This is a genomic window from Ruegeria arenilitoris (assembly GCF_013030985.1).
Taxonomy (GTDB): Bacteria; Pseudomonadota; Alphaproteobacteria; order Rhodobacterales; family Rhodobacteraceae; genus Ruegeria; species Ruegeria arenilitoris_B.
Genome location: NZ_WPYP01000002.1, coordinates 190,776 through 208,833, shown reverse-complemented (window position 1 = coordinate 208,833; position 18,058 = coordinate 190,776). Strand labels below are relative to the sequence as shown.

The 18,058-nt window shown below is 60.6% G+C and carries 21 protein-coding genes; 12 read left to right on the top strand and 9 right to left on the bottom strand.

Translation table 11 applies throughout. The features are described from left to right. Positions 1-27: 27 nt before the first annotated feature. The 5 genes from GOX88_RS06865 to GOX88_RS06845 are packed head-to-tail and all read left to right on the top strand — an operon-like array spanning position 28 to position 3,236. Complete coding sequence (locus tag GOX88_RS06865) at positions 28-630, top strand: VOC family protein (RefSeq protein WP_170400449.1); 603 nt, start codon at positions 28-30, stop codon at positions 628-630. Further along, positions 627-1,118 (top strand): GNAT family N-acetyltransferase, encoded by a 492-nt coding sequence (locus tag GOX88_RS06860; protein WP_170400448.1) that lies wholly within the window; start codon positions 627-629, stop codon positions 1,116-1,118. The genes GOX88_RS06865 and GOX88_RS06860 overlap by 4 nt, the downstream gene beginning before the upstream one ends. Before the next feature lie 42 nt (positions 1,119-1,160). Beyond that, on the top strand, positions 1,161-1,841 hold the full coding sequence (locus GOX88_RS06855) for a molecular chaperone DjiA (protein ID WP_170400447.1): 681 nt from the start codon (positions 1,161-1,163) through the stop codon (positions 1,839-1,841). 5 nt (positions 1,842-1,846) lie between these two features. Next, positions 1,847-2,824, top strand: a complete 978-nt coding sequence (locus tag GOX88_RS06850) for an endonuclease/exonuclease/phosphatase family protein (protein WP_170400446.1) — start codon at positions 1,847-1,849, stop codon at positions 2,822-2,824. 37 nt (positions 2,825-2,861) lie between these two features. Continuing rightward, positions 2,862-3,236, top strand: coding sequence for a hypothetical protein (locus GOX88_RS06845; protein WP_170400445.1), 375 nt, complete (start codon positions 2,862-2,864; stop codon positions 3,234-3,236). A gap of 3 nt (positions 3,237-3,239) precedes the next feature. Here the strand turns inward: GOX88_RS06845 and GOX88_RS06840 are convergent, their stop codons facing one another. From GOX88_RS06840 to GOX88_RS06820, 5 genes are all read right to left on the bottom strand, one after another. Then, positions 3,240-4,784 (bottom strand): Ppx/GppA family phosphatase, encoded by a 1,545-nt coding sequence (locus GOX88_RS06840; RefSeq protein WP_170400444.1) that lies wholly within the window; start codon positions 4,782-4,784, stop codon positions 3,240-3,242. Positions 4,785-4,833: 49 nt separating this feature from the next. After that, positions 4,834-5,523, bottom strand: coding sequence for an HdaA/DnaA family protein (locus tag GOX88_RS06835; RefSeq protein ID WP_170400443.1), 690 nt, complete (start codon positions 5,521-5,523; stop codon positions 4,834-4,836). Beyond that, positions 5,524-6,597, bottom strand: a complete 1,074-nt coding sequence (locus tag GOX88_RS06830) for an AI-2E family transporter (protein ID WP_170400442.1) — start codon at positions 6,595-6,597, stop codon at positions 5,524-5,526. Between the two features lie 90 nt (positions 6,598-6,687). Continuing rightward, positions 6,688-7,662: an isopenicillin N synthase family dioxygenase gene (locus tag GOX88_RS06825; protein ID WP_170400441.1), complete on the bottom strand. Its 975-nt coding sequence runs from the start codon at positions 7,660-7,662 to the stop codon at positions 6,688-6,690. Then, positions 7,662-9,026 (bottom strand): FAD-dependent oxidoreductase, encoded by a 1,365-nt coding sequence (locus GOX88_RS06820; RefSeq protein ID WP_170400440.1) that lies wholly within the window; start codon positions 9,024-9,026, stop codon positions 7,662-7,664. Before GOX88_RS06820 ends, GOX88_RS06825 begins: the two co-directional genes overlap by 1 nt. A 169-nt stretch (positions 9,027-9,195) precedes the next feature. Here GOX88_RS06820 and proS point away from each other — a divergent pair, with 169 nt between their 5' ends. Beyond that, positions 9,196-10,542 carry a proline--tRNA ligase gene (proS, locus tag GOX88_RS06815; RefSeq protein ID WP_170400439.1) on the top strand — a complete coding sequence of 449 codons (1,347 nt, stop codon included), beginning with the start codon at positions 9,196-9,198 and terminating at the stop codon, positions 10,540-10,542. 1 nt (position 10,543) lies between these two features. Further along, positions 10,544-11,464: a glycosyltransferase family 2 protein gene (locus GOX88_RS06810; protein WP_170400438.1), complete on the top strand. Its 921-nt coding sequence runs from the start codon at positions 10,544-10,546 to the stop codon at positions 11,462-11,464. Between the two features lie 569 nt (positions 11,465-12,033). On the opposite strand, the gene GOX88_RS06805 is transcribed toward GOX88_RS06810, so the two are convergent. Next, positions 12,034-12,324, bottom strand: a complete 291-nt coding sequence (locus GOX88_RS06805; protein WP_170400437.1) for a hypothetical protein — start codon at positions 12,322-12,324, stop codon at positions 12,034-12,036. Between GOX88_RS06805 and GOX88_RS06800 the strand changes: the two genes are divergently transcribed. After that, positions 12,323-13,618, top strand: coding sequence for a lipoprotein-releasing ABC transporter permease subunit (locus GOX88_RS06800; RefSeq protein WP_170400436.1), 1,296 nt, complete (start codon positions 12,323-12,325; stop codon positions 13,616-13,618). The genes GOX88_RS06805 and GOX88_RS06800 overlap by 2 nt on opposite strands. Beyond that, entirely contained in the window at positions 13,611-14,297 is a 687-nt protein-coding gene (locus GOX88_RS06795) for an ABC transporter ATP-binding protein (protein ID WP_170400435.1), read from the top strand. The genes GOX88_RS06800 and GOX88_RS06795 overlap by 8 nt, the downstream gene beginning before the upstream one ends. On the opposite strand, the gene GOX88_RS06790 is transcribed toward GOX88_RS06795, so the two are convergent. Then, positions 14,281-14,718, bottom strand: coding sequence for a DMT family transporter (locus GOX88_RS06790; RefSeq protein ID WP_170400434.1), 438 nt, complete (start codon positions 14,716-14,718; stop codon positions 14,281-14,283). The genes GOX88_RS06795 and GOX88_RS06790 overlap by 17 nt on opposite strands. A 92-nt stretch (positions 14,719-14,810) precedes the next feature. Between GOX88_RS06790 and GOX88_RS06785 the strand changes: the two genes are divergently transcribed. Then, positions 14,811-15,215, top strand: a complete 405-nt coding sequence (locus tag GOX88_RS06785) for a c-type cytochrome (protein WP_170400433.1) — start codon at positions 14,811-14,813, stop codon at positions 15,213-15,215. Between the two features lie 3 nt (positions 15,216-15,218). On the opposite strand, the gene GOX88_RS06780 is transcribed toward GOX88_RS06785, so the two are convergent. Together GOX88_RS06780 and GOX88_RS06775 are read right to left on the bottom strand one after the other, a co-directional pair. Beyond that, on the bottom strand, positions 15,219-15,887 hold the full coding sequence (locus GOX88_RS06780) for a hypothetical protein (protein WP_437436418.1): 669 nt from the start codon (positions 15,885-15,887) through the stop codon (positions 15,219-15,221). Positions 15,888-15,946: 59 nt separating this feature from the next. Next, the gene (locus GOX88_RS06775; protein ID WP_170400431.1) at positions 15,947-16,609 is read right to left on the bottom strand and encodes a DNA-3-methyladenine glycosylase I; all 663 of its coding nucleotides are present in this window, start codon (positions 16,607-16,609) and stop codon (positions 15,947-15,949) included. Positions 16,610-16,760: 151 nt separating this feature from the next. Between GOX88_RS06775 and GOX88_RS06770 the strand changes: the two genes are divergently transcribed. Next, complete coding sequence (locus GOX88_RS06770; RefSeq protein WP_170400430.1) at positions 16,761-17,426, top strand: NnrU family protein; 666 nt, start codon at positions 16,761-16,763, stop codon at positions 17,424-17,426. A gap of 70 nt (positions 17,427-17,496) precedes the next feature. Beyond that, positions 17,497-18,018 carry a DUF2478 domain-containing protein gene (locus GOX88_RS06765; protein ID WP_170400429.1) on the top strand — a complete coding sequence of 174 codons (522 nt, stop codon included), beginning with the start codon at positions 17,497-17,499 and terminating at the stop codon, positions 18,016-18,018. The last annotated feature ends 40 nt before the right edge of the window (positions 18,019-18,058 follow it).

Here is an 18,058-nt window from a genome sequence, read left to right as displayed (position 1 = left end):
CTGGTCGCAATTCGTAGGAGGCTGCGCATGTTACTGGATCATCTGGCCGTCGCGGGCGAGACGCTCGAAGAAGCCTCAGCCCATGTCGAACAGGCCTTGGGTGTGTCACTACAGGACGGCGGCAAGCACGAAGCCTTCGGCACTCACAACCGTCTGCTGGGGTTGCGGGACGGTCTGTATCTGGAGGCCATCGCAATCGACCCTCAGGCGCCCACAGTGAAGCGTACGCGGTGGTTCGACCTCGACCGGTTTGCAGGCACGCCGCGTCTGACCAACTGGATTTGCCGGGTCTCGGATATTGCTGCCACACTTTCCGCCTTTCCAGATGAGGTCGGGCAACCCATCGACCTGGCCCGAGGCGCATTGCGGTGGCAAATGGCGGTTCCTTCCGACGGACGGCTGCCCTTCGACAACCTGTTTCCCGCCCTCATCCAATGGCACGGAGATCTGCATCCGGCACAAATGCTGCAGGACAGCGGGTGCCGCCTGCGGCGCCTTGTGGTTTATCATCCTGACGCATTGGGCCTGGCGCGATTGCTGGGCGAATTGGAAACCGTCGTGTTCGACACCGGCCCCGCGGCCTTGCGGGCCGAGTTCGAAACGCCGCATGGCCCGCGCGTGTTGGAATGATCATTAGACCGGCGCAGGTTTCAGACGCCCCCTCAATCGCTGAAATCACCAACGCGATTATTCGCGATACGCTGGTGACCTTTACCACCGATGAACGCAGCGTGGATGTCATTGTTGCGGATATCAAAACCCGCGGCCCCTCCTATCTGGTGGCCGAAAAGGACGGGCAGGTTCTGGGGTTTTCCACCTACGGCCCCTTTCGCGGCGGCCCGGGCTATGCGCAGTGCCGCGAGCATACGATCCAACTGGCCCCACAGATGCGCGGGCAGGGGGCGGGACGGGCCTTGATGTCCGCGCTTGAAAACGCGGCGCGGGCAGAGGGCGTGCATGTGCTGGTCGCTGGAATCTCCTCGGCCAATCCGGGCGCAATCGCCTTTCATTCCGCGATTGGCTACACGCAGGTTGGTCAGATGCCCGAGGTCGGGTTCAAGTGGGGCAAACGGCTGGATCTTGTGCTGATGCAGAAAATTCTTGCAAACGACGAATAGGTCGCACCTGACAGTTGCGATTTGGGACGCTAGGGTGCGCTCATGTCGATCTGGACCCGCATATCCGACGCGCTGAGTGCGCTTGCCCAAGGCGAAAGCCTGACGGCTGTTTTTGAGAAACTGCGCACGCCGCCCGAACGCTCGGTCGCGTTTGCGATTGCCGTGATCGCGCTGGGCGCAAAGATGGCCAAGGCCGACGGGCAGGTGACGCGGGACGAGGTCACCGCCTTTCGCGACGTCTTCCAGATCGCGCGCGAGGATGAGGCCGGCGCGGCGCGTGTGTTCGACATGGCGCGTACGGATGTTGCCGGCTATCAGGATTATGCCCGCAAGATCGCTCGGATGTTTTCAGATGACAACACCACGCTTTGCGACCTGATGGAGGGGCTGTTTCACATCGCCATGGCCGACGGGTTCTATCACCCCAACGAAAACGAGTTTCTGGAAGAGGTCAGCCGCATTTTTGGCCAGTCTGAGGCGCAGTTCCTCGCCCTGCGCGAACGCTTTGTTCCCGATGCGCCCAAGGACCCCTACACGGTTCTGGGTGTACCCCGTGACATGCCGCTGCCTGATATTCGCAAGGTCTGGCGGCAATTGGTGCGTGACACCCATCCCGATGCCATGATGGCCCGTGGCGTACCCGAGGAAGCCATTCGTCTGGCTGAAAAGAAGATGATCGACATCAACCGTGCCTGGGACGAGATCAACGGCGCGCGGGCTTAAGTAGGATGCGACTGGCGACCTACAATATCGAATGGTTCGCCAACCTGTTTGATCGCAACGACAATCTGGTCGTGGATGACAGCTGGTCCGGTCGCCACAACGTCACCAAGGCACAGCAGGTCGAGGCCATCGCTAAGGTTCTGACGGCGGTCGACGCAGACGCGATCCTGATCGTCGAGGCGCCGAACTCGGGCAAATCACAGGACACGATCCGCGCGTTGCAGAGTTTTGCCGAGGCCTTCGACCTGCGCACCACGCACGCGGTGATGGGGTTTGCCAACGACACCCATCAGGAACTGGCCTTGCTGTATGATCCTGACGTGCTGACGGTGCGGCATGATCCGATCACAGGCGACAGGGCGGCCCCCCGTTTCGACGAGGTGTTTCAGATCGACCTCGATATTGACGCAACCGAGGATCACGTGCGCTTTTCCAAGCCACCGATGGAGTTGGCGGTGCAAACCCGGACCGGGGCGCAGGTACGGCTGATCGGCGCGCATCTGAAATCCAAGGCTCCGCACGGGGCGGGGTCGCGGGATGAGGCGATCCGCATTTCAATTGCGAACCGCCGGAAACAGCTGGCTCAGGCCGTCTGGCTGTCTCGTCGGGTCAGGGCACATATCGAGGGCGGAGAGCATGTCATTCTGTTGGGCGATCTGAACGACGGTCCGGGGCTGGATGAGTTCGAACATCTGTTCGGGCGGTCCTCGGTCGAGATTTTGCTGCTGGCCGGGTTGTTCGACCCCCACGCGAAAGGGGCAGATCCGGCCCCGTCCACGGCCCGGTTTGCCCGCGAAGGGGGGGAATACCTCGAGGCGCTTCTGGACTACATCATGATCAGTGAAACCCTGCGCGCCCGGCGTCCCGTCTGGCGGATCTGGCACCCGCTCAAGGATGACGATCTCCGGGCTCTGCCGGACTTGCAGCAGGCGTTGCTGACGGCATCCGACCATTTCCCGGTGACATTGGATATCGACCTCTGACCTTTCATCATGGGGCGTCACCGCCTATATTTGGGGCATGAAACATCTTGTTCCGATCTGTGCGGTAACGGTTGCACTGGCCTTGCCGGCGTATGCCGAGGAAGAAACCGGCAAATCCCTGATGGAGCAGGGGGCCGAGCTTTTCTTTGAGGGGCTGCGGCAGGAAATGGAGCCCGCGCTTGAGGATCTGCAAGGCCTGGTCACCCAGTTCGGCCCGGCGATGCAGTCGTTCTTTGAGCAGATGGGCCCCGCTCTGGCTGACCTCGCGGGCGAAGTCGAGGATTGGAGCGCCTATGAGCCGCCCGAGATTCTGCCCAATGGGGATATCATCATCCGCAAGAAGCCGCTGCAGGACCAGCCGGACATCCCGGAAAACTTGGAAGAAGAACCGGACGAAGGAACGGAAATCTGACCCTTAGTCGCGGAGGATCACGCGGGTGTCCGACCTCAGCGCGTTCGCCAGTGACGTCAGCCGCGCCTCGGCCACTTCGTTGAACAACGGGCGTGCTGCCTTTGGCAGTAGCAGGTCAAGCTGACGTTTCTTGGGATAAAAGCGTAAAGTCCCCATAGGAGCGTCATTCTGCATCCAGAGCATCGCGCCAAAACGCATGGCCTTGCCCAAAATCTCCGCCTGCCGCTGATCTTTCTCGTCCAACAACTTGTAAAGCGGTTCGAACCTGTTGCCTTCGCGTTTGTTGCGATACCGGTGCTGCAGGGCGAGGCCGATGAAGACCCTTTCAGAGTGCTTCAACCCGCCCAGATTGGCACGGGTGACATAGTCAAAGCAGACTTCGGCCCGGTAGTCGGGATGGGCGCGCCAGCTGACGTCATGCAACAGGCAGGCCGCCTTGACCAGACGCACGCGCGTCTCGGGGGCCGATTTGAACAGCGGCATCACAAAGTCATAGAGGTGCTTGCCAAACCCAGGCAGGCGGGCGTCCTTGGCTTCGGAAAACCGGCTGGCCTCGATCAGCGGATCACGGTCACGCAGCATTTGCGGCATCTGTTCGTAAAGCAACCCTTCGCGAATGCCATAGCTTGAGATCGCGATGTCCTTGGGTTTGAACGTCCGGATCAGCCGCGCCAGCACGTCCATCGCATAAGGGATCAGCGCCATGCGCGAGCTGGAAACACCAGCCAGGCTGCGCATTTCGTCCGGGTCGCCCTTTTCGATGAACTTGATGGTCTGATGAACCTGCTTGGTGGTCATGCGGTATTCGTGCAGCACGTTCAGCGGGTAACCCCGGCGCAACATGTCCAGCCGGGCGAAGGCGCGCCAGCTGCCGCCGACAAGGAACAGACGGTCACGCTGCTTACCCATCTCGCCGCGCAGCTCTTCCATGGTCGCCTTGATTTGGGCCTTGCGCGCCCGCCGCCCACCTTTTATGTCGCGCAGTTTCAGCGGACCCAGGGGCGATGTTACCCGGCGGCCCACGTCACCATCACCGATCTCGGCCAGTTCCATGGAGGAGCCACCGATGTCGCAGATCAGCCCATAGGCTCCGGGCCAGCCCAGCAGCACGCCCTGCGCGGACAGCCGGGCCTCTTCTCCGCCATCAATGACCGCAACGGTCAGGCCGGTTTCGGATTTGACCTCATCGCAGAAGTCCGGGCCGTCTTTTGCCTCGCGCACGGCGGCAGTGGCGACGACATGCAGGCCCGGCAGACCCAGATCATCAGCCAGACGCCGAAACCGGCGCAGCGCGGCCAGCGCGCGCACCCGTCCGCGCGGATTCAGGCGGCCGGTCTCGGACAGGCCTGCCCCCAGCTCGCACATTACCTTTTCGTTGTAGAAATAGGCCGGAGACCGCGCGGCCCCGTCAAAGATCACCATCCGGACCGAGTTGGACCCGACGTCAACAACGCCGACACGCGACAGGGCGCGGGCTTCGGGGTTGTCAAACAACGGTTTACCGAAAGACCCCCAGTCCGGAATGTCGGTTTCGACAGTCTGTTTCATGTCTGTTCCAGATGTTCCGGTCACAGTTTGCGAAATCACCGGGTGTGGGTCAATTGTCTGGTTCGACATCGTTTCCGTCCGAATTCAATACTCTGACTGCCAGAGTGCGCGTTATTTCGCGCTTTTCCGAGAGGGCAATTTGATCCAGTCGCGCCACAACTTCAGCTGCGGTTTCAAAGCGTCGGTCCATATGCTTGACCAGATAGGCAATGACCTCGGGGCCGGGGTTTAGCTGGCGGTCGATGAACAGCTTGGCCAGGACAGCTCCCAACAGCGCATCGTCGGGCGGATCAAGTGCTACGTGATGCGCGCCTTCGATGCGGCTTTGCAGGTCGGGCAGCGGCAGCTGCCACAGCTTTGGGACCAATCGCCCGGTCATCAGCAGGGCGTGGCCCTCGGCCAGAACCAGATTGTGCAGGTGGAACAGGACCTTCTGCTGTTCGGGATCGTCCGCGATCATCGGCACGTCTTCGACCGCAATCGGCGTTTGGGCCAAGGCTGGCACGTCGTCATACCGCAGATCGCGGGCCTGAATGATCCGGCCCCCGGTTTCGGCTGCCCAGACATGGGCCAGATGGGTCTTGCCGGCCCCGGCCGGGCCGCTGAGCACCAATTTGTTGCCGGGCCAGGATGTGGCCGAAATCATCGCAACTGCCAGCGCATTGGCGGGCGAGACAAAGAAATCCTCGCGGCCCAGAGCGGTTTTGGCCGGGAGATCAAAGCTCAGTTGTCGGTGCATTTATTCGTCTTCCTGTTTCAGCCCTTCAAGGCCGGTATACAGAGGGCTTTCCAGATAGAGCGAGGTCAGGAACCGCGCCACGACACCCAGCGCCGCGGCAACGGGCACCGCAACCAGCATGCCCACAAAGCCGAACAATGCGCCGAACACCGACAAGGCCAACAGCAACCAGACAGGATGCAGCCCTACCGAGCTGCCGACCAGTTTGGGGGTCAGGAAGTTGCCCTCGGTCACCTGGCCCAAGGCAAAAATACCAGCGACCAACCCGATATGAACCCAATCCCCCCAGAACTGGAACAGCGCGAGGCCAATCGCCAGAGTGCCTCCGATCAGGGCACCCAGATAGGGGATGAAGGTGACCAGCCCGGCGATGAACCCGACGATCAGGCCGAATTGCAGGCCAACGATCATCAGTGCCACCGCGTAATAGGTTCCAAGGATCAGACAGACGGTTCCCATCCCGCGCACGAATGAGGCCAGCACGTCATCAATCTCACCCGCAAGGCGTTTGATCGTGGGGGCGTGATCGCGGGGCAGCAGCTGTCCGATGCGGGCGATCATGCGGTCCCAGTCCATCAGCAGGTAAACCGCCACGACCGGCGCGATCACCAACAGAACCGCGACGTTGATGGCAGAACCAAGCGATGCAACGACAGATTGCAACACATCACCGGTTTTCGATTGTAGTGTTTCGCCGATTGAGACCAGCGCCTGATGCGTGCTGGAATTGCTGTCCAGCAGAGACGGGAATCGTTGTTCGATAAAACCGCGCAGTTCTTTGAACAGGCTGGGCAGGACCTCGACCAGATCGATCAACTGGGTGATCAATGCCGGCACCACCATCAGGATCATCAGGACAAAGCCCAGAACGCCGACAATCGTGATGATCCCGGTTGCCGCCATGCGCGACAGGCCCAGGTTTTCCAGCCGGTCCGCGATTGGATCAAGGAAATAGGCAATCGCCCCGCCGATGACGAAGGGCAGCAAAACGTCGCCAAGTGCCCACAACAGCAGCACAAAAACTGCGGCGGCAATGCCCCAGTATCTGAGCTGATCCTTCACCGGCAAAGCCATGGCTGTCCCCTTGTTGTCGGCTATTGCAGATGTTCTTCGCTTATGCAGCGTCGTGATGCAAGCGCTTCATGACCCGGGGAAACCGGCGTTTCAGTCGCTGAGCGTGCCCAGTTCGGGGGTTGCCGCGTCCGCCGTTTCGTCCGGCCAGTTGGTGCGCCAAATTTCGGCCGACCAATGGCCGCAATGCACGGATGGGCGATCAAAGCCGGGCAGGGGGTCCAGCAAAGGCGCAACGATCACATCATGTCGGGGCACGGCGAAATAGGGAAAGGAATAACGTTCCCGGCCCGAGCGGTTGACCACGCGGTGTGGTGTGGATTTCAGGCGGCCACCCGACCACAGCTCGAGCATGTCGCCGATGTTGACGATAAAGCCGCCCGGTGGGCAGTCGGGGGTGATCCAGCCGCCGTCGCGAGTCTGGACCTCAAGCCCGCCGACCGGATCGGGGGCGATGATCGTCAGCGCGTCGGTGTCCTTGTGCGGATGGATACCGTATCCGCCTTCATCCGGGGCTTGCGGCGGGTAGTGCAACAACGTCATGTTGGTCATCGGATCACGGAACGCATCGCACAATTGGCCGGAAGGCAGGCTCAACCCGACTTCCAGTGCGCCAAGCAACATGTCCGCCACGCGATCCAGCTGTTCCCAATAGCCAAGGATCACCGCGCCAGCTTCGGGCACCTCGCACGGCCAGATGTTGGGGCCGTAGAGCGCGCAGTCCTTGCGAATGGGGGCATCCGCATCCGTCTCGCAATGCAGCTTGTAACCTTCGTACTTGTCGGCCTTACCCGAGCCGTCATTTGGCGTGAAGAACCCCATCGGAATAAAACCACGATAGTTCTCGCGGGTGATGGCCTGATCCCATTTAGCGCTTTCGTCGATGTCAAAGATGGCTCGCACGCAGCTGCGCACCTCAGAGACCGTGTCCTGTGGGATGCCTGTTCCAGTGATCGACAGAAACCCGATCTCGGTGCAGGCGTCCATCACCTGTCGGACGGTTTGGCCATAGCCGGCATGGGCGGGATCATGCAGCGGGGCGATGTCGATCGTTGGGATATGGTCCATCAGTGAAACCTCACACCCTGACGGTCCAGCTCGGTATGGACCGGAGCAAGGTTCAACTCGTGCACATCCTGATTGCTTTTCAGTGACAGCGCAGCGGCGATCCCGGCGCCCTGACCCATGACCGCGCAGCACGCCATGTTGCGGGTGGCAGCGTGCGCCACCTTGTCCGCCCCGTGCGAGCGCCCCGCAACCAACAGACCCTTGATCCCTTTCGGCAGCATCGAACGATAGGGCACCTGCATATACCGCCCGGTGGTCGGCAGGATCAGGATGCCATAACCGTCGATGAATTCGGGGTAGATGCCGATCGTATCCTCGAACCGGCCCTGATGGCGGGCGTCGTTCTCGGTCATGTTATACACCGCGTCGATCTTTCGGGTGTCGCGGATGCCGATCGTCATTCCAAAGTTCCGAAGTCGTGCGTTTTCGCAACCGGGCATGTAGCGCCGCAGAGCGTCGATCGCCAGCATGGTCTGACGGCGCCCTTCGATCTCGCCACGGGTTAGGCTGTCGGGGTCGGTGCCGTCAATCTCGGCCAGATGGATGAGGTTCATATAGGTCAGCTCGCCCGTGTCATGCATCGCACCCCATGTGCCCGCGATGGTGTTCAGATGCGGCGGGATCAATCCCTCTTCGATGGCCTGCTGGAACGGTTTCTTGACGAAGGGCGAGAACATGTCGTCCTCTTTGCCGCTGGTCTCGATGTTCCACTCACCACCGCCACCCCAGTCCTTGTAGGTCTGCGGGTCGGCCTTGACGCCCTCCATAAAGGCGCGTTTGTCGACGCCTGCCAGATGGAACATGACCGAAGCGGCCATCATGTCTTCGCGGGCGGTCTTGTGGGTGGGAGCGCCTGCGCGGTGGGCCACATCCGCGTCTCCGGTGGCGTCGATCACGACCTTGGCCAAAATCGCCTCGCGCCCGGCTTTGGATTCGGTGATGATACCGGTGATCCGGTCGCCCTCCATGATCGGAGCGACAAACTGACGGTGCAGCATCGGATGTACACCGGCCTCTTCGACCAGCTTGTCAGCAACCAGCTTGAAGCCCTCGCTATCCAGCTCATAGCTCAGCGATTGGCTTTCCGGCACGGCGGCTCCCATATCCTTGGCGCGGGTCTCGAACTCCATACCGATGCCGCCAGCCTCGACCGTCTGTTCATGGCGGTACCAGGCGAACCCCTCGACGCCCACGGCGGTGATGTTGCCCCCCATGCAGCCGAAGCGGTCAACCAGGGACACTTCGGCCCCCGCACGTGCTGCGGCCAATGCGGCGGCCAGCCCGGCAGGGCCAGAGCCAACGACCAGAACGTCGGTCTGGTGAACTACGGGGATCTGACGGGCGGGTTCCTGAATGGTCTGCATCGGCGCCTCTTGGGTTCTACATTTCCGTCACAATTGAAAACCCTGACTGGCGGGTCAATCAAATTTCCGACTGACCTGAGGTCGCAAAATCGCCATTGGCCGATTGCCCCCGGCGGGGCTTTGGAATAAGGACCTTTGAAGTCGAATTCACACCTTTAAAGGTTCACCAATGCGCCTCAGCCGTTACTTTCTGCCCGTTCTCAAGGAAAACCCCTCCGAGGCTCAGATCGTCAGCCACCGGCTGATGCTGCGCGCCGGGATGATCAAACAGGCCGCGGCCGGGATCTACTCGTGGCTGCCGCTGGGCTTCAAGGTGCTGCGCAAGCTGGAAAACATCATCCACGAAGAACAGGCGCGCGCGGGCCACATCGCGATCCAGATGCCCATTATCCAATCGGCAGACCTGTGGCGCGAGTCCGGTCGTTACGACGATTACGGCCAAGAAATGCTGCGCATGAAAGATCGCCACGATCGTGACATGCTGTTTACGCCGACTGCCGAAGAACTGGTGACCGACATCTTTCGGGGGCATGTCAGCAGCTACAAAGACCTGCCGCTGACGCTCTACCAAATCCAGTGGAAATTCCGCGATGAAATCCGCCCGCGTTTCGGCGTGATGCGGGGCCGCGAGTTCTACATGAAAGACGGCTACAATTTCGACCTGACCAAAGAGGACGCGCTGCACGCCTATAACCGCCATTTGGTCACCTATCTGCGCACTTACGAGCGCATGGGCCTGCAAGCCATCCCGATGCGTGCTGACTCCGGTCCTATCGGTGGCGACAACACGCACGAATTCCTCGTGCTGGCTGATACAGGTGAATCCGAGGTGTTCTATGACAGCGCCGTCACCGACCTGACCTTTGGTGATCGTCAGATTGACTATGACAGCCGCGAACAGTGTCAGGCCATCCTGGAAGAGTTCACGTCGAAATACGCCCGCACGGACGAAACCCATGACGAGGCTCTGTTCAATCAGGTCCCTGAAGAGCGTCGCCGCGTGGCGCGCGGGATCGAGGTTGGTCAGATTTTCTACTTTGGCACCAAGTATTCCGAGGCGATGGGCGCGACCGTGCAAGGCCCCGACGGCAAGCCGGTTCCGGTCCATATGGGCAGCCACGGCATCGGCGTCAGCCGCCTGATCGGTGCGATCATTGAGGCCAGCCATGATGACAAGGGCATCATCTGGCCCGAAGGCGTGACGCCGTTCCATTGCGGGATCGTCAACCTCAAGCAGGGCGACGACGAAGCGGACGCTGCGTGTGAGAAGCTCTATGGCGCGCTGACCGCGCTGGGGCTGGAGCCGCTGTATGACGACCGCAACGAGCGGGCAGGGGGCAAGTTCGCCACCATGGACCTGATCGGCCTGCCGTGGCGCATCACCGTCGGTCCGCGCGGTCTGAAAAACGGTGTTGTCGAACTGACCAGCCGCCGCACCGGCGAAAGCGAAGAGCTGAGCCCCGAGGCCGCAGTGACCAAGATCGCTGAAATTTACCAGCTTGCAAACAGCGCCTGATATGGCTGGATCGGACATAGCTCTGCCTACGGTTTCCATCATTACCGTAACGCGCAACCTCATTGATGAGGGGCGTGTCGATGCAATACGGGCGGCACTGGAGGCCGCCCAGGATCAAGGCGACGCGATTGTCGAGCATGTCATTTGGGATGGTGCGTCCACCGACGGGACGGTTGAGCTGTTGAAAGAGCTGATCGCCGAGATCGAGGCGCGCCCAAGCTTTGTCCCGATCCGCTTTCAAAGTTTGCCGGACAAAAGTCTTTATGACGCCATGAACCGGGGGGTTGAGATTTCCCAGGGCGAGTACGTGGTCTTCCTCAATTCAGATGACCTGCTGGTGTCGCCGGATTGTCTGCAAAAGGCGCGTGAAGAGATTGGTTCGGGCCGTCCCGATTTCTGTTTTGGGCGAACCATCTTTGTAGAAAAGGATGGAAGCAAGCGCCTGTCGCGAGAGCGCAAGGTCCATTCGATTTTGCAACGCATTCCGTTCTGCCACAATTCCATGTTGATCCGGCGCGACGTGTTTGACCGTTTCGGAGGTCACGATCTGGATCTCCGCATCGTGGCTGACTATGACCTCGTGCTGCGCATGTTGTTTGCAGGATGCGAATACCAGATGCTGTCGGTTCCGATTGCGGTTTTCCATCCCGGAGGCGTCTCGGCGGATCAGATGAAAACGGCGCTGGAAATGACGAAGAGCTGGCGCAAGAACTACGCTCCGTTCTTCGGTGGGCGGACGTATTCCGAAGATGAAATGCTGAATTGGTTCCGGATCGGTCAGCTGCCGCTTGGGTTCTGTGTAAATCTGCTGCGCCAGTCCCGAAACCGGCCGCAATTGCGGAACGCTGCCTTGCACAGTTTGAAAGTGACTTTGAGGCGCAGGCTACAGCCATGGCGAACCTGGGATTACTTTGCGGACTGATCCCATGGGGTGTCCGCAGAGATCCGCGCCAAGATTTGTGAAATAGGCTGGACGTCAAAGCCACCGGGCAACCGGGGCTGTCAAAACCCTCGTGCCGCGCGGTCAAGCACTGGCCGCGCTTCTAGGTTTGTTTCGGTTCAGGCCGTTCCGCCAGAACGTCTCCGTCCGCGCTGTTGCCGCGTGGCACAACGATCGGACGACCCAGGCGTCTTACCAGTTCCCTGAATTCAAAACCCAGAAAGTGCAAACCGCAAATCCTTGCGTCGGTTGCGCGATCCGTAATGCACAACCGCCCCTGACGGAACGCCAGGCGATAGCCTTTGTCTTTCAGGATATCGGTCAAACTTGCCCAACTTGCCGCAGTATCGAAAAGTGGGCGCATCGTGGCACGCAATAGCGCCGCAGTCTCGCAATCCAGTTCTGATGATGCGTTTCGGACCAAAATAGGGTCCAACAATTCCGTATTACTCTTTACAAACATGAGCGACCCCCGCTCTTTAAAATGGTATCCCCCTTAATCCTAGGGTGACAAAGTTTCTCAAAATAAGCAAAAGGCGAAATAATATTGCTTAATGAATGTTGCATTTTGAGTTCAGTTCCTCACGCAACAGCCATATTGACTTCATAGCTGAAACAATCAGGGTTTGTCTGTGAACCGCGTCACAACCAAGGGTGTAGCTTTCGAATTCATCATCTCCTTTTGCCAGAGCGCGCGACCCGGATTCAGAAGCGATTCGCCCCGCCCCGCGCTCTGAACAGGCCGCTGGTCCGCTGATCCCGAGCAGGGCGCGCATAACCAGCTTGACCATCCGGTGAAATGCCGAAAGGGTCGCGCCGAACAAAATAACCGGAGCAGACATGGCCAAGACGCCCCCGCCCTTTGCCCCATTCGAATGGAAGATCGCCTGGCGATACCTGCGCGCGCGCAAGGCTGAAGGCGGCGTCAGCGTGATGACGTGGATTTCGTTGATCGGGATCACACTGGCCGTGTTCGCCCTGATTGCCACGCTGGCCGTGCGGTCGGGGTTCCGCTCTGAATTCGTGGGCACGATTCTGGGCGCCAACGCGCATGTCACCGTCTATTCCGCAGGCAGCTTGGACGCGCAGGGGCGTCTGGACCGCACCATCGAGGATTTTGACGGTGTCGCCGACCGCATCGCACAGGTACCGGGCGTGGTCCGTGCAGCGCCGCTGGTCAAAGGCCAGGTGCTGATCACCAATCGCGATCGCAGCAGCGGCGTCGAAGTGTTCGGCATTCAGCCCGATGACCTGCTAGACCTGCCCGGGGTCGCCGAAAGCGAGCAGGCCGCAGGCGACCTGTCCGAATTTCAGAATGAGGAGTTCGTCATCGCCATCGGTTCTGGCGTTGCGCGCAGCATTGGGGCGACGGTGGGGGATACGGTCAAGCTGACCTCGCCCAACGGTGTGAAAACGGCCTTCGGCACCTCGCCGCGCGTCAGCGCCTATCGGGTGGTCTATGTGTTTTCGGCCGGGCGCTATGACATCGACCGCACGCGGGTCTATATGCCGTTCGAGCAGGCACAGAGCTTTTTCAACCGTGACGGTGTGGCGGATGAGATCGAGGTTATGGTTGAACGCCCCGAAGAGCTGACCCCGATCCTGATCCCGATCCTTGAAGCCGCGGGAGAGCGCAGCCAGATCTGGACGTGGCAGGATGCGTCGGGCGGGTTCCTGCGCGCGTTGGAGGTTGAAGACAACGTGATGTTCATCATCCTGTCGATCCTCGTGCTGATCGCGGCGATGAATATCGTCTCGGGTCTGATCATGCTGGTGAAGAACAAGGGGCGCGATATCGGCATCCTGCGCACCATCGGTTTAAGCGAAGGTTCAGTCCTGCGCGTGTTCTTCATCTGCGGCGCTTTCACCGGCATCATCGGCACGGTGATGGGCGTGGTTCTGGGGTGCCTGTTCGCGATCTATATCGATCCGATTTTCAGCTTCGTGAATTTCGTCATGGGCGGCGGTGTCTGGGACCCGTCCATTCGCGGTATCTATGCCTTGCCGGCCGAGCTGCACCTGTCGGATGTGCTCAAGGCCATCGGTCTGTCGCTGGGTCTGTCCTTCTTTGTTACCTATTTCCCCGCCCGCCGCGCGGCGCGGCTGAACCCGGTTGAGGCGCTGCGCTATGAATGATGTGACGATGCGGCTGAACGGCCTGGCCAAGACCTATCTGAAGGGCACGCCGGGCGAGGTCCAGGTGCTGCGTGGTGCAGATCTGGAACTGCGCGCAGGTGAGGCGGTGGCGCTGGTTGCGCCCTCTGGTGCGGGTAAATCGACCCTGTTGCACATCGCGGGTCTGCTGGATACACCCGATGAGGGCTCGGTCGAGATCGCCGGCCAGAGCGCGACGGGCAAGGGCGACCGGACCCGCACCGCGCTGCGGCGGCGGGATGTGGGGTTTGTCTATCAGTTCCACCATCTGCTGCCCGAGTTCACTGCGTTGGAGAACATCACCCTGCCGCAGCTGGCCAATGGCGTGTCCGAAAAGGCGGCGCAGGACAGGGCGATGTCGCTGCTGGACCGCGTAGGTGTGGCTCCGCGTGCGGATCACCGCCCTGCGGCCCTGTCAGGGGGTGAGCAGCAGCGGGTGGCTTTCTGCCGGGCGCTGGCCAACAAACCGCGCGTCCTGCTGGCGGATGAGCCGACAGGTAACCTGGACCCCGAGACCTCGGATCAGGTGTTCGACGCGCTGATGGCGCTGGTCCGGGACGAGGGGCTTTCGGCGTTGATTGCCACGCACAACATGGAGCTTGCGGCGCGGATGGATCGCAAGCTGCGGCTGGACGGGGGCATGCTTAAGCCAGTTGAGTGATGGCGACCCCTGCGGCCATCACGGCGATCCCGCCCGCGCGCACCCATGTCAGCGGGGTGATCTGGGCTCCGAACAAGCCGAAATGATCGATGGCGGCCGTGCTGATCAACTGCCCCAGCAGCACGAAAAACACCGCGTTGCCGACGCCGAAATGCGGGGCGACATGGGTGATCGACAGCACGTAGAATGCAATCAGAACGCCAGCCAGCAACAGGTGTTTTGGCGCCTGTGCAACTTTGGACAGCGCTCCGAACCCCGGAAACAGCAGCATCAACACCGCCGAGGCTCCAAAGGCAATGGCAAACAGGACAACGGCGGCGGTGGTCGGCGATCCGATCAACCGACCCAAAGCCGCATTCAGCGCCGCAAGGATCGGCACGCCAATCCCGGCGGCCAGCATGATGGCTGCGTATTGTGTCATTGCCCGTATCCTCCTGCTGCGTTGATCTGGATCATTGCGGCAAGCTGGCACTCGGGCAAGCCTGTAAATGTCAATCAGGGCAGGAGGATGCGATGATCGGACGGGTACTGAATGCAGTTTCAATTGGCGTGATGGCGCTGGCGTCGCAAGCCGGTGCCCAGGATGTCGAGACGGGTGCCGAGCTGTATCGGCACTATTGCGCGACGTGTCACGGGATCGACGCAACCGGATACGGCCCGATGGCCGGAGTGCTGGTGATTCAACCGGTTGATCTGACCAAGCTGACCGGAGAAGATGGCGTGTTTCCAACCGCCCGCGTCGTGGCGCGGATCGACGGGCGCGACCCGCTGGTCAGCCATGGCAGCCCGATGCCGGTCTATGGGCCTTACTTCGATGGCCAGGACACTTCGATGAAAACGCCCGAGGGGCAGCCGATCCTGACCAGCCAACCGATTGTGGATCTGGTCGCCTATCTGCAAACATTGCAGGGACAATAAGCCTTAGCGGCAGATACCGTCGATTTCGGCACCGCTCCATGGGATAACGATGTCGCGTTCGCGCGGTTGGTTCGACAAGGGTGACAGGTCGAAATGCGCACCCAGCATGTCGTGCAGGCGCTGGGTACGGGGGGCCTTGGGGTCCAGCGCCCGGCAGCAGACATATTCTTCGACAATCGCACCTTGCTGTTCGAACCCGAACGACAGGAAATCGGACGAGGTTTCGATATCGAACAAATACGGGTCCTTGTTGCCGCCATGTTCGGCAGCGGCCCGCAGCGGGTGATAGCCGGTGGTTTCCCGGTTCTGCCATTGCCAGACATGGGTCAGCTCATGCGCCAGCAACATGGCTGCGACCAGATTCATCTGCTCGGGGAAGTCGGACATATAGTCCTCAAGATACCAGTCGCGTGTGAAGTAGACCCTGTTGAACAGGGCAACGGCGGCGGGTTTTGCGGTCACGACGCCCTCGACCGGCGGCGGCAGGATACGTTCGCGGCAGGCGAGGCGCGGGCGTTCCTTGCGGTAGAAGGTGATCGGTGCGACCGGGGCCCCTTCGACCAGACGCACCCGGTCCAGATTCAGCGTTTCACCCTGCACGGCACCGGCAAAAGCACGCTCCTGATCCGTTAGCGGGCGACCGCAGGAGGCGAGTAGCAAGAGAAACGTCATCAAAATGCGCCGAGCCATATTCAAAGCCTAATCCGAAGCGCCTGCTCTGCAACTGATTTTCACAGGCTCATCGCCAATACGCGGCTTATTTCCGTTAGCGACCGCCCGGATTGGTCCATCCATGTGTTAAAGGCCTCTTGCACCGCTGCCATCGCTTTTTTCGAACTGGGGGCCTTGTCGACCACGCCCTCGGCAATCAACCGCGCGGTGACATCGCGCGACAGGATGAAACTGTCCCGCCCGGCGAACCGCATGGCGTATTGGGCCGAGGCCCCGCCCAGACGCGACCCGCGTTTTCCCAGCATCGCCAGCAGACCCACATAATCGGTCGAGGGCCAGCCGCCCAGAATCTGACCGACCCCGCCTTCCTGCCGCAACTCCAGCAGAAACGCCGCGTTGTCCCGGACGGTGGCAATCTTGGTGCCATTGCGCACGATGCGGGTGTCCTGCAGCAGGGCGTCGAACTTCTCATCATCCATGAAGGCACAGCGGCCCACATCGAAGTTGTCAAATGCGGTCTCGAACCCGTCCCACTTGTTTTCGATGACCTTCCAGTTGAATCCGGCCTGAAAGACGCATTTGGTGATGATCGACAGCCATCGATCATCCGGCATGGCAGTCAATTCAGCCACGCTTTTGGGCTTGCTCAGCTTTGACTCCAAAGCGTCGGGCCCGCCGTGGCGGTTGGCGGCCATGGTAAAGATGTCGTCGAAATGGTGCATCAGACTCCTCCGACGGCAGGGTCGCGTGTTCGCTGCCGGGTTGCAAGCACTGGTTCCGCGTCGAATAATGCTTGTGCCCTCGACTTGACTTCGGACAAAGACCGTCCAGCGCCCGAGGACTAAACCCGGGGCACCATTTACGGAGACTACCATGCTGGGTTGGGGCCTTTTCCTTGCTGCACTTGTCACATTTCTGCTGACGCACATGATTCCGGCGCGGCCCGCGATGCGCGGCCGGTTGATTGAGGTGATGGGGCGCAGGACGTATTTCGCCGCGTATTCGGTTCTGTCTTTGTTTGTTCTCGGCTGGCTGATCGTTGCCGCCGCGCAGGCGCCCTATGTCGAGGTTATCCCACCGTTTCCTGTTTTGCGCTGGGTGCCGCTGCTGGTGATGCCGGTCGTGTGTTGGCTGGCCGTCACCGGCATCTCGATCCAGAACCCGTTTTCATTCGGGGGCTTGGGGCACCGCCCATTCGATCCGGAAAATCCCGGTATCCTGCGCACGACGCGTCATCCTTTGCTGGCGGCGCTGATGCTGTGGGCACTGGCGCATTTGCTGGCCAATGGCAGCCTGTCCCATGTCATCCTGTTCGGTCTGTTTGCGGGATTTGCTGCACTAGGCATGGCCCTGATCGACCGCCGCAAGGCGCGTGAGATGGGGATCGAATGGACACGCCTGTCCCGCAACACCGCGCGGTTTTCGTTGCGGGCTCCGCGCCCCTGGCCCAGCCTGTGGGTCGGGCTGGTTTCACTTGCCGCCTTTGCGGTTCTGCTTCACCTGCACGCACCTGTGATTGGTCTGTCCCCGTTACCATAACGCGGGGAGTGGCCGGGCAGGGTCATGCGTGCTATCTGGAATGTCACAGTTTTAATACGAGGGTCTTTCAATGTATCTGGCCTATGTCACCACCACCGAACGCGGCGCCACCGACCGCCTGCTGAGCGCCGTTGCCGCGCATTTGCAAGCCGCCGGTGCCCATCTGGCCGGTGTGGTTCAAACCAACACCGAATGCGCCGACAGCAGCAAATGCGACATGGACGTACGTGTCCTGCCGGACGGAGAGGTCATACGTATCTCACAGTCCCTGGGTGAACATGCGCGTGGCTGCCGACTGGACCCGGCGGCGCTGGAGCAGGCGGTGGGATATGTCACCAACTCGCTTGAAGACGCGCCGCAATTGCTGATCATCAACAAGTTCGGCAAGCACGAGGCTGATGGACGCGGTTTCCGCCCGGTGATCGCCGAGGCGCTGGCACAGGATATCCCGGTACTGGTCGGCGTGAACGGCCTGAACACTGAAAAGTTCCAGGAATTCACCGGCGACGCGGCTGAACAAATTGAGCCAAGCGTCGAGGCTGTTACCGAATGGTTCAACCGCGTCACAGCACAACGCTCGGCTGCGGCGTGACGTAAGTTTCGTTGGGTAACTCTCTGTAAACTTGACTTGT

Coding starts and splice junctions, on each gene's coding strand:
- GOX88_RS06810 (WP_170400438.1), top strand. CDS start 10,544: ATGGCTGGATCGGACATAGCTCTGCCTACGGTTTCCATCATTACCGTA.
- GOX88_RS06800 (WP_170400436.1), top strand. CDS start 12,323: ATGGCCAAGACGCCCCCGCCCTTTGCCCCATTCGAATGGAAGATCGCC.
- GOX88_RS06855 (WP_170400447.1), top strand. CDS start 1,161: ATGTCGATCTGGACCCGCATATCCGACGCGCTGAGTGCGCTTGCCCAA.
- GOX88_RS06765 (WP_170400429.1), top strand. CDS start 17,497: ATGTATCTGGCCTATGTCACCACCACCGAACGCGGCGCCACCGACCGC.
- GOX88_RS06795 (WP_170400435.1), top strand. CDS start 13,611: ATGAATGATGTGACGATGCGGCTGAACGGCCTGGCCAAGACCTATCTG.
- GOX88_RS06825 (WP_170400441.1), bottom strand. CDS start 7,662: ATGGACCATATCCCAACGATCGACATCGCCCCGCTGCATGATCCCGCC.
- GOX88_RS06850 (WP_170400446.1), top strand. CDS start 1,847: ATGCGACTGGCGACCTACAATATCGAATGGTTCGCCAACCTGTTTGAT.
- GOX88_RS06775 (WP_170400431.1), bottom strand. CDS start 16,609: ATGCACCATTTCGACGACATCTTTACCATGGCCGCCAACCGCCACGGC.
- GOX88_RS06780 (WP_437436418.1), bottom strand. CDS start 15,887: ATGACGTTTCTCTTGCTACTCGCCTCCTGCGGTCGCCCGCTAACGGAT.
- GOX88_RS06830 (WP_170400442.1), bottom strand. CDS start 6,597: ATGGCTTTGCCGGTGAAGGATCAGCTCAGATACTGGGGCATTGCCGCC.
- GOX88_RS06820 (WP_170400440.1), bottom strand. CDS start 9,026: ATGCAGACCATTCAGGAACCCGCCCGTCAGATCCCCGTAGTTCACCAG.
- proS (WP_170400439.1), top strand. CDS start 9,196: ATGCGCCTCAGCCGTTACTTTCTGCCCGTTCTCAAGGAAAACCCCTCC.
- GOX88_RS06860 (WP_170400448.1), top strand. CDS start 627: ATGATCATTAGACCGGCGCAGGTTTCAGACGCCCCCTCAATCGCTGAA.
- GOX88_RS06845 (WP_170400445.1), top strand. CDS start 2,862: ATGAAACATCTTGTTCCGATCTGTGCGGTAACGGTTGCACTGGCCTTG.
- GOX88_RS06835 (WP_170400443.1), bottom strand. CDS start 5,523: ATGCACCGACAACTGAGCTTTGATCTCCCGGCCAAAACCGCTCTGGGC.
- GOX88_RS06790 (WP_170400434.1), bottom strand. CDS start 14,718: ATGACACAATACGCAGCCATCATGCTGGCCGCCGGGATTGGCGTGCCG.
- GOX88_RS06840 (WP_170400444.1), bottom strand. CDS start 4,784: ATGAAACAGACTGTCGAAACCGACATTCCGGACTGGGGGTCTTTCGGT.
- GOX88_RS06805 (WP_170400437.1), bottom strand. CDS start 12,324: ATGTCTGCTCCGGTTATTTTGTTCGGCGCGACCCTTTCGGCATTTCAC.
- GOX88_RS06770 (WP_170400430.1), top strand. CDS start 16,761: ATGCTGGGTTGGGGCCTTTTCCTTGCTGCACTTGTCACATTTCTGCTG.
- GOX88_RS06785 (WP_170400433.1), top strand. CDS start 14,811: ATGATCGGACGGGTACTGAATGCAGTTTCAATTGGCGTGATGGCGCTG.
- GOX88_RS06865 (WP_170400449.1), top strand. CDS start 28: ATGTTACTGGATCATCTGGCCGTCGCGGGCGAGACGCTCGAAGAAGCC.